Here is a 13,801-nt window from a genome sequence, read left to right on the forward strand (position 1 = left end):
CCGTCTAAGTCTAGGCATCGCGGTGCCAGTCGGCCATTGCCGCTCCCCTGCGCCGCATCCGCCGCTCCAAGACGGCCTCGCCCTGCTCCGTGGCGATGGCGTACTCGTCGTCGGTGAGCAGCGCCAGCTCCAGCAGCAGGGTCAGCCGCCCGGGCTCGCGCACAAGCGGCGTGCCCTGGGCAAACAGCCGCGGTTCGCGCAGAAACCCGTGGCGCACGCTCACCCCCTCCGGCAGCTCCACTCGATCCAGCAGGCGCTCCAGCCCCACCCCGGGCTGCGCGGGCACGCCGAGCTCGAGCAGCATCGTCGCCGCCGCGCCCAAAGTGGCACCGAGCAGTTGCTTCTCGACGCCACCACGCACCACCAGTTCACAACGCACATCCGTGCCTGTCTCCCCCTCGAGGGCGAGCCCGGTATCTACCTCGGAGAACCCGCAGGTGGCGGCGATGCCTTGGGCGGCAAGGGCTGGGAAGGGGGCTGGTGGGGCGTCGATAAGCGAGGGCTCGGCGGGAAAGAAGGAGCCGAGCCACTCGGCGGCCTGGTTAGGCCTCACGCTGCTCGATCGCGGCGAGCAGGACGCAAAGCGCGACGCCGTCCATGGCCTCAGCGACCTCGTCCAGCGGCGGCATCGAGGGAGCCAGGCGCAGGGTGCGATCCTGCGGATCCTTGTGCAGCGGGAAGGGCGAGCCGGCCTGTGTAAGGTTGATGCCTGCCTCCTTGGCCAGCTCCCACACGCGGGTCGCAGTGCCCTCCGGCACGTCGAGGGAGACGAAGTAGCCGCCCTCGGGCCTGGTCCAAGTCGCGATGTCGTAGCCGCCGAGGCGCTCCTCAAGTGCCTTGTTGACCGCCTCGAACTTCGGGGCGAGCGAACCGGCGTGCTTGCGCATCACCAGGCGTACACCCTCCGCGTCGTGGAAGTAGCGGGCGTGAGCGAGCTGGTTGACCTTGTTCGGGCCGATCCCGCGCACGCCGGCGAACTTCTTGTACCACTCCAGGTTCTCGGCCGAGGAGGCGAAGAAGGCGACGCCCGAGCCCGCGTGGGTGATCTTGGAGGTCGAGCTCATGTACCAGAAACGGTTCGGGTTGCCCGCGTCCGCGGCGATCTGCAGCACGTTCGGGTTCTCCGGGAACTCGTCGGTCAGCGTGTGGACGGCGTATGCGTTATCCCAGACGATGCGGAAGTCCGGCGCGGCAGTTTCCATCTTTGCCAGGCGCTCGATGGTCTCGCGCGAGTAAACGGAGCCGGTGGGGTTGCTGAAAACCGGCACAGTCCACATGCCCTTGACCTGCGGGTCCTTCGCCAACTCCTCGACTGCGTCCATGTCCGGGCCGTGCTCGCCCATGGGCACGGTGATCATCTCGAAGCCGAAGAGCTCGGTGATGGCGAAGTGACGGTCGTAGCCCGGCACCGGGCAGATCCACTTCAGCTTCTCCTCGTCCTTCCACGGGCGCGGCGAATCGTTGTTGCCGAACATGCAGGAGAAGGACACCAGGTCAAACATGATGTTCAGCGAGGACGCATCGCCCGCGATCACCAGCGCCGGATCCACGCCGAGTACATCGGCCCACAGGTTGCGGATGTCCGGGATCCCCACTGCCCCGCCGTAGTTGCGCACATCGGTGCCAGCACTGTCCGTGTAGTTGCCCTTCCCCGGCAGATCGAGGAGCTCGTTGGCAAAATCAAGCTGCTCGGACGACGGCTTACCGCGCGTCAGATCCAGCTTCAGCCCCTTCGCCTGCAGTGCGGCGTACTGCTCGCGGACGTCTTTTGCCAGTTCAGCAAGTTGTTCCTGGGTAAGCTCGGTCAGCGGCGTGTGTGCCATGTGCGATTCACGCATCCAATCATGGGTCGGCGATAACGTTTTGACCGCGATCATACCGTGGACGACGCAAAAACCGGCACCCCGCAGAATTGCGGAGTGCCGGTGATTTGGCGGAGGATGTGGGATTTGAACCCACGAGGGTATTGCTACCCGCACGCGTTCCAGGCGTGTGACATAGGCCGCTAGTCGAATCCTCCAATGAGTAACGCTCACAGCGTCGGTGCAATACTTTAGCGCATGCGTCCTACCGCACCAAAACCGCAGCACATAGGCACGTAGGCCGGAAAGGTTTGGAGCTTGCGCGGCGTGTTCGCTACAGTGTTGGGCAGGATCCCACGCGGTGCTTATCTTGTGAACTCCCCCAGGGCGGGAACGCAGCAAGGGTCAGCGAGCTCTGGCAGGTGCGTGGGGTCCCCTTAGTTTTTGTGGGGCTTGTATCGGGGCGGGTTTTAGATGTGTGTAATTTCCGCCCTCCTTTGGCGAGCCAAGATGCGTGTCCTGGCTGTCACCTACGCCCGACCCAAATGGAGCTAGCTCCATTTAGACCAACCAGCTTCCCGCGACCTGGCGTTTTCCAACCGCGCCAGAGCCAAATGGAGCTAGCTCCGTTTGGGACAACCAACGGCACGACAGGCCACCGGGAATCCCGGCACAAAAGCACACATTTTGTCGCTTAACCCCGAAACCGTGAAAAATCCGACATGCAAATGACGAACCGGAGCCATTCCCCCAGGTCACTAAAGGGGTAGACGTAAAATTTTTCACGCCAACCTCACATGCACTCCGAATCTTCGCGGACTAGACTTGGGGTAGGCTTAGTTCCCAACGACCAACTACATCGAACGAAAGGCACAACCACCATGGACACAAAACTTCGTGACGTCATGAATAACCAGGTCACCGACGAGTACCTGGCCGCATACCTCTACCGCCACCTGGCCAACGAGATGGACGCTCTGTCCTTCCCGGGCATGAGCGCCTGGTTCGCTGAGCAGGCACGGGAGGAGTGCGACCACGCAATGAAGTTCACCCAGCACCTGCTGGATCGCGGCGAGCGCGTCGAGCTGAAGAGCATCGAGATCGAGGCACCGCGGATCTCCTCGCCGGTCGAGGCGTTTAAGGCGGCGCTGGAGCACGAGAAGAAGGTCTCCGAGTCGATTCGTCAGCTCACCCGCGTCGCAGACGAGGTGGGCGACCTGGAGTCCCGCAGCCTGCTGACCTGGTTCCTCGATGAGCAGATCAGCGAGGAGTCCTCGGTCAGCGAGATCATCGATCAGCTCGAGCTCGTCGGCACGGACGGCTCCGGCATCCTGCGCATCGACGCTACTCTCGGCGCTCGCGACTCGAGCAACTAGCCAGACACAACTAACCAGACCAGACCCAGGGTTCGCGCGGCAGCGACCCTGGGTCGAAGTCTGTCAGCAGCGCGTCCACGGTCTCCACGCCGGGGCAACCGATGGAGGCCGCAATCTGGCCGACGACCTCCCCGATTTCCTGCTCGCGCAGCATCTCCCGCAGCGTGACGGCCCCGTCGCGCTTGGCAAGTCTGCGGCCTTCCGCATTGACCACGAGCGGGACGTGCACGTACTCGGGCTGCTCGTACCCCAGCAGGTGCGCCAGGTACGCCTGCGCGGGTGCGGAGAACATCAGGTCGTCGCCGCGGACGACTTGGTCGATACCCTGCTCGCCGTCGTCGACAACCACGGCGAGGTTGTACGCCCAGTCGCCGGCCTGTACCTGGTTGAGGTTGCCGCCGCGTCGGAGGATGACGTCGTCAATCGCCCCGACCACCTCACCGGCGTAGAAGTCACGCACGCTCCACTTAGCGGATTCAGCACGCAGCCGTAGGGCGGGCATGCGGCCCTGCTCGGCAAGGTCCGCGCGCTTAGCCTCACGCTGCGCGTCGGTGAGGTCGCGGCAGGTCCCGGGGTACATGCCGGGCTGGGCGTGCGGGGCGCTTGCAGCCTCGCGGATGTCGCGGCGGGTGCAGTAGCACTCGTAGACGTCGAGCTTGGCCAGCGCGGCGCGGTAGCGCTCGTTGTTGTCGGACTGGTAGGTCACCGGCGGATCAAATGTGAGCCCCAGCGCTTCCAGGTCTGCGATCTGGCGTGCTGCGGATTCCATGCTGGAGCGCTCCGAGTCGATGTCCTCGACGCGCAGGTAGCACGCGCGATCGGTCTGGCGGGCGAACAGCCACGCGAGCACCGCGGTGCGCAGGTTGCCAAAGTGCAGGTCGCCGCTCGGCGAAGGCGCGTATCTTCCAGCAGGCATGCCCCGAGACTACTTCCCCTGTGGTTGAATACTCACTCGTGACACTTCCTTCCACCTCGCCTCCCGCCACCCGCTCGCCGTACTCGGTGCTGCTCGCGGTGTTCTGCGCGGTCTTTCTCATCTCCAACATCACGGCCCAGAAGGGCGTGGAGTTGGGGCCTTTGATTACCGACGGCGCGTTCTTCCTCTTCCCCATCTCCTACGTCATCGGCGACGTGATCGCGGAAGTCTACGGCTTCAAGGCGGCCCGCCGCGCCATCTTCACCGGCTTCGGCATCGCCGTGCTGGCGGTGGTCTCCTTCTACATCGCGATCTGGCTGCCTCCGGCCGGTTTCTACGACATGCAGGACACCTTTGCTGCCGTCCTTGGCTTGGTGCCGCAGATCGTGCTGGCCTCGCTCGCCGGTTACGTAGTGGGGCAGCTGTCAAATGCGTGGGTGCTGCAGAAGATGAAGGACCGCTTCGGCATGGAGCACCTGTGGGCGCGGCTGATCGGCTCGACCGTGGTCGGCGAATTCTTGGACACGCTGCTGTTCTGCGCCATCGCCGCTAGCGTGATCGGGATCGCCACCCCGGGCGACTTCATCAACTATGTCCTGGTCGGCTTTGTGTGGAAGACGCTAATGGAGGTCATCTTGTTGCCTGTTACCTATCCGACGATTGCGTGGGTGCGTGGCGTCGAGAAGCGAAATGCCCAGCTGGCAAAATAACGATTCCCTTACAACTCACTGCGATTGGTCGACGCGGCCGCGATGCGTCGTTATGTTGGGGCACGTTGGTTCCCGCGAGGGGGCGAACGATTAGTAGATACGCAACGAAAGGATTAGCACAATGGGCGTTTTTGATAAGGCAAAGGATGCACTGAACTCCGACAAGGCCGAGCAGGTTACGGACCAGGGCCTGGACAAGGCCGCTGACGCCGCAAAGGACAAGCTGGGCGAGGACAAGCACGACAAGGTTGACCAGGTCCGCGAAGCTGCGGATAAGAAGCTGGGGAACGAGTAAGCACTCGTCCAACTTCTCCCCCCGAACGGGTCTCACGCTTTCCACAGTGTGGGACCCGTTCGGCGCATTTATGGGATTTTTACGATTTTCGCCCCGGAGCTGAGCCCCCAATAAATCGGCGCTGAGCGCCGCTTCAGAACGACCCAAGACATGCCCGCTGCGCTGGGAGATCACTCTCAGTGCAGCTAGACTTATAGACGTGACTGCACAAGATACTTCCGCGCCCGCCGCCGGTTCAGTCGAGCACAGGCTCCTGGACACGGCCGCACAGATTCTGGGCCGCGGCGACAAAGAGGCGCTCACGCTAGAGCGCGCCGCTAACCAGGCCGACATCCCGCTGGACGAGGCCCGCGCGCTCTACGCAGATGATGCCGCCCTCTTCGCCGGGGTCACCGAGTTCCTCAACGACCGCCTGCGCGACTACGCCGACCGCGAGCTGGCGAAGCTCCCGGAGGATACGCCGATCATCAAGCGCGTACTGGCAAACGCCACCGGCTACTTCAACGCCGCGCTGGACAACCCGACTTACTTTGCGGCCTACAGCCACTCGAAGGTCACCGAGGACTTCCCCAACATCGAGGACGAGATTACACGCCCCCTCAAGCCGGACGCGTTCCCCGAGGTCAGCGCGCGCGTGCTCAACCTCCTCGTCGAGGCGATCAACGAGCTGGGCCACCCGATCCAGGAAGAACTCCTGATCACCGGCACGCTCGCCCTGCTTTCCGAGGCACACGGCCTGGCGCACCTGGCCACCTTCGGCATCATGCGCCACCTCTCCCCGACCGCGAAGCGCCAGACCTTCCAGGCCGCCATGAACTCCATGCTCTCCGGCATGTGCAACACCATGAGCGAGGGCAACATTCTCCGCTTCGACCCGGGCACCATCCCCGGCCCGGCCTCCGAAACCTGGACCACCCTGGCCAAGGACATGCCACGCGGCACCAAGGACGAGATCCGCGAGGCCATCCTGCGCGGTGCCGCCGAAGAGGTTGTGGCGGATGGCCTGGCCAACTTCTCTCTGAAGGACGCAGCACAGCGCGCGGACATTCCGCTGAAAACTGCCACCCAGCTTTTCGACGGCGACCAGGCCCTCCTCCGCGAACTGGAGATCTACCTCGACGAGGCGAACACCCAGGCCATCATGCGCCAGGCGGCGTGCGTCCCCGACGGCTCGCCGAGCCTGACCTACATCAAGGCCGCTGGCTTCGGCTACGTCGAGTATGCGCTGAGTGACCCGGTCGGCTTTGTCGCGCTGATCGAGATCTCGAGCCGCTCGATCGTCCCCGTCTCCTTCGACGACGAGGGCGGGATGTCCCAGCCTTTCGACATGGGCAAGGCCTTCACCTTCCTGATGAACATCGTGCGCGACGCGATCTCCGAGTCCGAGGGCCCGCGCTCCACCTGGGTCCTCTACACCCAGATGATGGCGCTGTGGGCCGCCGTGCACGGCATCGCCCAGCTCGTCACGGTCGGCGCGCTGCGCTATCACACCCCGGAGTTCTGCTTCCAGGTCAGCTCCCGCATCATGGACATCGGCCTGCGCGGCATGATCAACGTGCTGGAGTTGCGCCCGAACTAACTGCGCCATGACACAATGGGCAGCATGGATCGTGCAGCAGTGCCCGCCGCCCGGGCGGTCGACTTGGTCAAAACCTACGGCGAGGGCGACACGCAGGTGCGCGCGCTCGACGGGGTCAACGTGGAGTTTCGCCGCGGTGAGTTCACCGCCATCATGGGCCCTTCCGGCTCCGGCAAGTCCACACTGATGCACGTGATGGCCGGGCTCGACTCGGCCACCTCCGGCGAGGTCTTCCTCGGCGACACGGAGCTCTCCTCGCTTCACGACGGGGCGTTGACCACCCTGCGCCGCGACCGCCTCGGCTTCATCTTCCAGTCCTTCAACCTGGTCCCCACCCTGACCGCGGCGGAAAACATCACGCTGCCCACGGATATCGCCGGTGGCACCATCGACCAGGAGTGGTTCGCGCAGATCACGCGCCGACTCGGCCTGGACGAGCGGCTCACGCACCGCCCCGCCGAGCTCTCCGGCGGCCAGCAGCAGCGCGTGGCCTGCGCCCGCGCATTAGTCTCGCGCCCGGAGATCATCTTCGGCGACGAGCCAACCGGCAACCTCGACTCCAACTCCTCTACCGAGGTCCTGCGCATCCTGCGCACCGCGGTGGACAGCGACGATCAGACCGTCGTCATCGTCACCCACGACGCGCGCGCCGCATCCTTCGCCGACCGCGTCATCTTCCTGCGCGACGGCGCGATTATCGACGAGCTCACGCACCCCACCATGGACGCAATCCTGCAGGTCATGGCCGGGATTGAGGTTTAACGCATGCGCCCGATGACGAAAGTGTCGCTGCGCAACGTTGCGGCCCACAAACTCCGGCTCGCCCTGACCGTCCTCTCGGTCGTGCTCGGCACCGCGTTCCTGTCCGGAGCGCTGATGTTTACCTCCATGCTCTCCTCCACCTTCGACTCGGCAGTGGGCACGGTCCTCGACGGCACCGACGCGGTAGTCAAGGGCCCCATGTCGCGTGAGGAAGCCGAAGCCATTGCCGACGACCCGGCGGTGGCGCGGACCAATCTTTTCGCCGAAAAGTCCATTGTCGCAGCTTACGAGGACGAAACCGCCATCCAAATGAAGATGGGTGCCTCCCGCCTGGGCCTCTACTACGGCCCAGACGAGGCTGTCGGCGCGCCTACCGAGCTTGTCTACGGCGACGCGCCGGAGCAGGTCGGCGAGGCCGTAGTCAACCGCAACGGCGCGGAGAACTACGGCATCGAACTCGGCGAGCGCCTCATCGTCGTCGACCGCGACGGCCGCCAGGACATCACCGTCACCGGCTTTTACGACCACGAACTCGCCCAGCAGTCCTCCCTGCTGTTCCGGGTCAACCCGGAGACGTATACGGAGTACTACACGCAGGGCGACACGGTGCCCGCGCTGACGGTCGCGGGGCGAGATACTGAGCCGGAAGCGCTCGTCGAGAAGCTGCGTGCGGCGCACCCCGACTTAGATATCAACACCGGCGAATCGGTCGCGGAGGAGACCAGCAAGCAGATCCGCGACGCGTTGAGCTTTGTCAGCTACTTCCTCATCGCTTTCGCGCTGGTGGGGCTTTTGGTGGGCACCTTCCTGATTGCCAATACCTTCTCCATGATCGTGGCGCAGCGCACCAAGGAGTTCGCGCTGCTGCGCGCGATCGGCGCGACCCGCGGCCAGATCACACGCTCGGTGGCGCTGGAGTCCGCGCTCGTCGGCGTGCTCGGCTCCGCCCTCGGTGTGGCCGGCGGCGTGGGGCTCGTCGCCGCGATCAAGGTGGCGATGCGCGCCTACGGCATGGAGCTTCCCGATACCGGCCTCGGCCTTTCCTGGCAAGCAGTGCTTGTGCCCCTGGTCGTCGGCACCGCGGTCACCATCGTCTCCGCGCTCACGCCCGCCCGCCGCGCAGGCAAGGTCCGCCCGGTCGAGGCGATGCGCGCCAGCGAGTCCGCCACCCCGCAGCCGCTCAAGGCACGCACGATCGCCGGCCTCATCCTCGTCGTCCTCGGGGTGGCCGCGGCGGCCGTCGGCATGAGCTGGGAGGACGGCTCCGCCGGGCGCCGCGCCGCGCTCGTCGGGGTGGCCGCGCTCGGCGCGATTAGCGGCCTGTTCCTCGCTGGGCCCGCGCTCAGCCTGCCGGTGGTGCCGCCGTTCGGGCGGGCGATCGGGCTGCCTTTCGGAGCCGTCGGCAAGCTGGCGTCGACAAACACCAGCCGCAACCCGCGCCGCACCGCGACCACCGCCTTCGCGCTCATGCTGGGCATCGCGCTGGTCACGGTGATCGGCATGCTGGGCGCGAGCATGAAGCACTCGCTCGACGACATGGCGAAAAGCGAGTTCAGCGCCGACTACGTCCTCTACGGCCCCGACCTCGGCTCCTTCCCCGTGCCCAGCGATCTGCCGGAGCGGCTTGCCGACGTCCACGGAGTCGGCACCATCACCAGCTACAGCCAAGCACCGGTGACGGTGGATGGTGAGTACGGCCACCAGCTCGGACAGGTCGGTGCCACCGACCTGATCCACGGCGACGCCGCCGACCTGCTCCAGCTCAACATGGTGGAAGGCTCTGCGGATCTCACCGGCGACACGCTGATCGCGCCTTCCCGCATCGCCGCCGAGCGCGGTTGGCACGTCGGCGACACTGTTGAGATCGCCGCGCCCGGCGTCTCTACCGAAACGACGACGGTGACCGTGGGCGGCATCTCCGAGGACTCCAACGTGCTGCAGACCTTCGTCGTGTCCGCGCAGGCCGCCGCCAAGGTGGCGACGTGGCGAGCGGAGACGATCCTGATGGTGGGTGTCGGCGGTGACGGCACTGTGGACGTTGAGAAGCTGCGCGCGAACCTCGAGGACGCAGTGCGCCACGACATCGTGGTGCAGGTCCGCTCCGCCGAGGATGCGGCCGGCGAAGTCGGAGCGCTCATCGACCAAATGCTGTTCATCCTCTACGCACTGCTCTCACTTGCCGTAATCATCGCGGTGCTGGGCATCATCAACACGCTCACGCTGTCTGTCATCGAGCGTCGCCAGGAGATCGGCATGCTGCGCGCGGTGGGTACGCAGCGCAGGCAGGTGCGCACCATGATCACGCTCGAGTCGGTGCAGATGTCCGTCTTCGGCGCCGTCCTCGGCGTCCTCCTCGGACTCGGACTCGGCTGGGCGTTCCTCACCGTGCTGGAGAGTCAGGGCATGTCCTCGATTATCGTGCCCTGGCGCATGATCGGCATCGTGCTTTTGGGCTCATTGGTCGTGGGCGTGCTCGCCGCCCTCTGGCCGGCCCGGCGCGCCGCTGCCACCGGGCCGCTGGAGGCAATTGCCGACTAACTTTTCCGCGAAAAGTTTATTGCCCCTGGTCACCGGTCTGGAGCTGGGGTGACTCAAAAGTCATCCGCAAGTCCAGCGCAGCGAGAATCTTCAGCAGGGTATCAACCGTCGGGTTCCCCAGCCCATTCTCGATTCGGCTGAGTTCAGCCTGCTGAATCCCGGCACCGTCGGCCACCGCTTGCTGGGATAGACGCCTATTCTTCCGCACAGTAGCCAATGTCGTCCCGATAGCGTCGCGCTCGGCAATCTCTGCTTTGAAAGCGCCCGCCGCCGCCTCGTACACCAGCTTCGCCTCGGCCGAAGCGCCCTCTTTGTACGGTTTGATGAACTCTTCGTACTTCGTCGTGGACATTACCCGTGCCTCCCTCTCCGCCGCTTTGAGTAAGCACCACTTTATGTGGTTTAACACATAGCTGCAATGGGAGGCCCAAAAGCTAACTTTTCCGCGAAAAGTTCGTTACCGCTGGTTAGCGTAGTACCGCCCCATGAACTCGTCGCGGTACGCCTCGTAGTCGCCGGCGTCGATGGCCGCGCGGATGTTGTCCACGAGCCGGATCATGAACTCCAGGTTGTGGATCGTGCACAGGGTGCCGGCCAGGAACTCCTTCGCCTTGAGCAGGTGGTGGATGTAGGCGCGGGAGTAGTTCTCGGAGACGTAGCCGCCGAACTCCTCGTCCACGCCGGAGAAGTCGCGCTTGAAGCGGGCCCCGGCGAGGTTCATGCGCCCGTCGAGGGTGTAGACGCCGCCGCGGCGCCCGAGCCGGGTCGGGGCCACGCAGTCGAAGGTGTCGGCGCCGGCCTCGACGGCAGTGAAGATGTCGTCCGGCTCAGAGATGCCAAGCAGATGGCGGGGCTTGTCCGCAGGCAGCTCGTCGGTGACCCAGCCGACGATGGTGCCTAGGTTTTCCTTCTCCAGCGCCCCGCCGATGCCGAAGCCGCCGAAGCCGCGCTTGCCCTCCTCGCGCGCGACGCGGTCCAGCTCGAGCAGGCCGCGGGTCGCCTGGCGGCGCAAGTCCTCGTATTGCGCGCCCTGGACCACGCCCCACAGCGACTGCAGCGGTTTGCCGGTGCGGGCGCGGGTGAGCCGGTCGTGTTCGTCCAGGCAGCGCTTCGCCCAGCGGCGGGTGCGCTCCACTGAGTGCTCCTGGTACTCGCGGGTGTCCACCAGGGTGGTCAGCTCGTCGAAGGCGAACATGATGTCGGCGCCGAGCTGGTGCTGGATCTGCATGCTCACCTCCGGGGTGAAGCGGTGCAGGGAGCCGTCGATGAAAGACTTGAAGTCGACCCCGTCGTCGTCGACGCGGGCCATGCGGTCCTTGTTCGCGGCGCGGATGTCGCTCTCGTGCAGGTCGGCGACGTCCATCGCGAGCACCTTCTTGAATCCCACGCCCAGGCTCATCACCTGGAAGCCACCGGAGTCGGTGTAGGTGGGGCCGTGCCAGTTTTCGAAGGCAGCGACCCCGCCTGCCTCGTCGACGATCTCCGGCCCCGGCTGCAGGTACAGGTGGTAGGCGTTGGACAGGATGGCCTGGGCGCCGGTGCCGCGGATCTGCTCCGGGGTCAGCGTCTTTACCGTCGCCTTCGTGGCCACCGGGATGAACGCGGGCGTTTGGATGTCGCCGTGCGGGGTGTGGATCGTGCCGGTGCGGGCGCGGCCCAGCTCGGTGCCAACGTCAAAGGAAAGATCGGTACTCATCGGGCAGGCTCCAATACTTCGGTCTCGGGGGTGTCTCTTTGGTCCTCAAACTCGTGCTCCAGGCCAGTGCCCTCCACGTCCACGTGCGGCAGGATCCGGTCGAGCCAGTGCGGCATCCACCAGGTGGAGCGGCCCAAGAGGAACATGGTGGCGGGGACGAGGGACATGCGTATGAAGAAGGCGTCGAAAAGCACGGCGGCTCCGAGCGCGAAGCCGAAGATCTGAATGAACGGCAACGGCTGGTTAATAAAGGCGACGAACACCGCGATCATGATGATTGCGGCGGCGGTGACCACGCGCGCGCCCTGCGCGAAGCCCTCGACGGCGGACTCGTGGACGGCGCGGATTTCTGCTTCCGGGTCGCCGGCGCGACGCAGCTTGAGGTAGTGCTCGCGCATGCGGGTGACCAGGAAGACCTGGTAGTCCATGGCCAGGCCGAAGGTCACGCCGATGAGGAAGATGGGCAGGAACGACAGGATGGGGCCTGGCGTGTTCACCAGGCCGAACAGCCCTTCCTGCCAGAACAGGACGGTCACGCCGAAGGCCGCGCCGACCGAGAGCAAGAAGCCTAGGCCTGCGACCAGCGGCACCATGATCGAGCGGAACACGATCATCAGTAGCAGGATCGCCAGGCCCACCACGATCGCCAGGTAGAGCGGCATGGCCCCGCTGAGCTCCTCGGTGATGTCCATCTGCACTGCGGTCAGGCCGGTCAGCCCGATCGTCACGCCGGTGGCGTCCTCGACCTCGTGCAGCGTCTGCCGCAGGCCGTGGGCCACATCCAGGGTGTACTCCTCCTCCGGGCCGCCCTGCGGGTGGGCGACGATCTGCGCGGCAGTCATGTCCTCGTTGGCGCCGATGAGCTGCGCGTGCTCGATCCCGTTGACCGTGTTCGCCTGCCCGACCGCGTACATGAACGAGGCCAGCGCCGCTTTCTCCGCGCCGCCCGTGTCGTCGGGGATCGCGTCCATGTAGGGCTGCAAGCTTTCCGACGCCGGGTCGGCCGCATGCGCGTCCACCACAATCAAAAACGGGGCGTTCACGCCCGGGCCGAAACCCTCCGCCATGAGGTCGGCGGATTTGCGCTGCGTGGTGTCCACGTTGGAGGTGCTATCCGACGGCAGCGCCATCTCCAGGTTGAGCACCGGGGCGGAAAGCGCACCGAGGCCGAGCACGACGAGCGCCATGACAGCGGCCGGGAAGCGGCGCACGAGGTTGACCCAGCTGCGGCCCATGGATTTGGCGTCCAAATCCTTGGCGGGGCGTGTGCCCGGGCCCGCGTGCCCCGCGATACCGGGGATGCGCCCGGCGAAGGCACGATCGCCCCACAGGCCGAGCAGCGCGGGCAGCAGCGTAAGCGCCACCAGCACGGAAACCAAAACGGTAAAGGCTGCAGCCAGGCCCATCCAGGACAAGAACTCGATCCCGGCGAGCACGAGTGCCACGAGTGCGACGAAGACGGTCGTGCCGGCGAAGACCACGGAGGAGCCCGCGGTACCGACCGCCATGCCGGCGGCCTCCGGACCTGGGAGTGTATGTCGTTCCTGCCGGTAGCGCGACAGGATGAACAGGGCGTAGTCGATCCCAACTGCCAGCCCGATCATCACGGCCAGCACCGGGGTGACGTCGTTGAGCTCCACCCAGTGGGTGGTCAGCACGATCGTCAGCGCGCCGATGCCCACGCCCACAATCGCGGTGACGATCGGCATTGTCGACGCTGCAAACGACCCGAACGTGACCAGCAGGACCAAGAACGCCACGCCGATGCCGATGAGCTCTGAGGTCGTGTTGATCTCAATCGGGTCGCCGAAGCCGGCGCCACCCGCCTCGACCTGGAGGCCCGCCTCGCGGCCGAGCTCCATCGCCTCATTGACCACGTCGCGGTCCGCCTGGTCCACCGACATGGAGGACTCCGCGCCGAACTCGAAGGTGGTGTAGCCGATCCGACCGTCGTCCGAGACCATGCGCAGGTTGTACGCGTCCACCTGCGCGGTTTCCTCCGGCAGGCCCATCTCCGTCATCTGGCCGACGATCATGTCCTGCAGCTCTTTGTTGACCTCCACCGGGTTGCCGAAGCGGTCTGTGCCGGTCAGGCCTTCGAGGTGGTCGCGGATGTAGCCGACGGTG

Annotated in this window: 12 protein-coding genes, 1 tRNA gene and 1 other RNA gene; 7 read left to right on the top strand and 7 right to left on the bottom strand. The window is 65.4% G+C overall.

What is annotated here, in order from left to right; genetic code table 11:
- Positions 1–10: 10 nt before the first annotated feature.
- From HMPREF2990_RS03790 to HMPREF2990_RS03800, 3 genes are all read right to left on the bottom strand, one after another.
- Positions 11–553, bottom strand: a complete 543-nt coding sequence (locus HMPREF2990_RS03790; protein ID WP_083316994.1) for a hypothetical protein — start codon at positions 551–553, stop codon at positions 11–13.
- Positions 543–1,823 carry an aspartate aminotransferase type Ic gene (locus HMPREF2990_RS03795; RefSeq protein ID WP_070762785.1) on the bottom strand — a complete coding sequence of 427 codons (1,281 nt, stop codon included), beginning with the start codon at positions 1,821–1,823 and terminating at the stop codon, positions 543–545. The genes HMPREF2990_RS03790 and HMPREF2990_RS03795 overlap by 11 nt, the downstream gene beginning before the upstream one ends.
- 108 nt (positions 1,824–1,931) lie before the next feature.
- Positions 1,932–2,020: transfer RNA gene (locus HMPREF2990_RS03800), tRNA-Ser, on the bottom strand.
- Between the two features lie 127 nt (positions 2,021–2,147).
- On the opposite strand from HMPREF2990_RS03800, the gene ffs reads away from it, so the two are divergent.
- Positions 2,148–2,246, top strand: an RNA gene (gene ffs, locus HMPREF2990_RS03805) — signal recognition particle sRNA small type.
- 437 nt (positions 2,247–2,683) lie between these two features.
- Positions 2,684–3,178 carry a ferritin gene (locus HMPREF2990_RS03810; RefSeq protein WP_070762786.1) on the top strand — a complete coding sequence of 165 codons (495 nt, stop codon included), beginning with the start codon at positions 2,684–2,686 and terminating at the stop codon, positions 3,176–3,178.
- A gap of 10 nt (positions 3,179–3,188) precedes the next feature.
- Here the strand turns inward: HMPREF2990_RS03810 and gluQRS are convergent, their stop codons facing one another.
- Complete coding sequence (gluQRS, locus tag HMPREF2990_RS03815; protein WP_070762787.1) at positions 3,189–4,094, bottom strand: tRNA glutamyl-Q(34) synthetase GluQRS; 906 nt, start codon at positions 4,092–4,094, stop codon at positions 3,189–3,191.
- 38 nt (positions 4,095–4,132) lie between these two features.
- On the opposite strand from gluQRS, the gene HMPREF2990_RS03820 reads away from it, so the two are divergent.
- The 5 genes from HMPREF2990_RS03820 (at position 4,133) to HMPREF2990_RS03835 (ending at position 9,978) form a co-directional block, all read left to right on the top strand.
- On the top strand, positions 4,133–4,804 hold the full coding sequence (locus tag HMPREF2990_RS03820; RefSeq protein WP_070762788.1) for a queuosine precursor transporter: 672 nt from the start codon (positions 4,133–4,135) through the stop codon (positions 4,802–4,804).
- Between the two features lie 121 nt (positions 4,805–4,925).
- Positions 4,926–5,099 carry an Rv0909 family putative TA system antitoxin gene (locus HMPREF2990_RS12395; RefSeq protein WP_083316995.1) on the top strand — a complete coding sequence of 58 codons (174 nt, stop codon included), beginning with the start codon at positions 4,926–4,928 and terminating at the stop codon, positions 5,097–5,099.
- A gap of 199 nt (positions 5,100–5,298) precedes the next feature.
- Entirely contained in the window at positions 5,299–6,678 is a 1,380-nt protein-coding gene (locus HMPREF2990_RS03825) for a TetR/AcrR family transcriptional regulator (RefSeq protein WP_141757792.1), read from the top strand.
- Between the two features lie 24 nt (positions 6,679–6,702).
- Positions 6,703–7,440 carry an ABC transporter ATP-binding protein gene (locus HMPREF2990_RS03830; protein WP_070762879.1) on the top strand — a complete coding sequence of 246 codons (738 nt, stop codon included), beginning with the start codon at positions 6,703–6,705 and terminating at the stop codon, positions 7,438–7,440.
- A gap of 3 nt (positions 7,441–7,443) precedes the next feature.
- Positions 7,444–9,978 (top strand): ABC transporter permease, encoded by a 2,535-nt coding sequence (locus HMPREF2990_RS03835; protein ID WP_366105904.1) that lies wholly within the window; start codon positions 7,444–7,446, stop codon positions 9,976–9,978.
- Positions 9,979–9,994: 16 nt separating this feature from the next.
- Here the strand turns inward: HMPREF2990_RS03835 and HMPREF2990_RS03840 are convergent, their stop codons facing one another.
- The 3 genes from HMPREF2990_RS03840 to HMPREF2990_RS03850 all read right to left on the bottom strand — a co-directional run.
- On the bottom strand, positions 9,995–10,330 hold the full coding sequence (locus tag HMPREF2990_RS03840) for a helix-turn-helix domain-containing protein (RefSeq protein WP_070762790.1): 336 nt from the start codon (positions 10,328–10,330) through the stop codon (positions 9,995–9,997).
- Positions 10,331–10,435: 105 nt separating this feature from the next.
- Positions 10,436–11,674 carry a tRNA guanosine(34) transglycosylase Tgt gene (tgt, locus tag HMPREF2990_RS03845; protein WP_070762791.1) on the bottom strand — a complete coding sequence of 413 codons (1,239 nt, stop codon included), beginning with the start codon at positions 11,672–11,674 and terminating at the stop codon, positions 10,436–10,438.
- Positions 11,671–13,801 (bottom strand): MMPL family transporter (locus HMPREF2990_RS03850; protein WP_070762792.1); only part of this gene is annotated, 2,131 nt, incomplete at its 5' end. The genes HMPREF2990_RS03850 and tgt, both read right to left, overlap by 4 nt.

Origin of the sequence: Corynebacterium sp. HMSC071B10 (assembly GCF_001814825.1) — a bacterium.
Taxonomy (GTDB): Bacteria; Actinomycetota; Actinomycetes; order Mycobacteriales; family Mycobacteriaceae; genus Corynebacterium.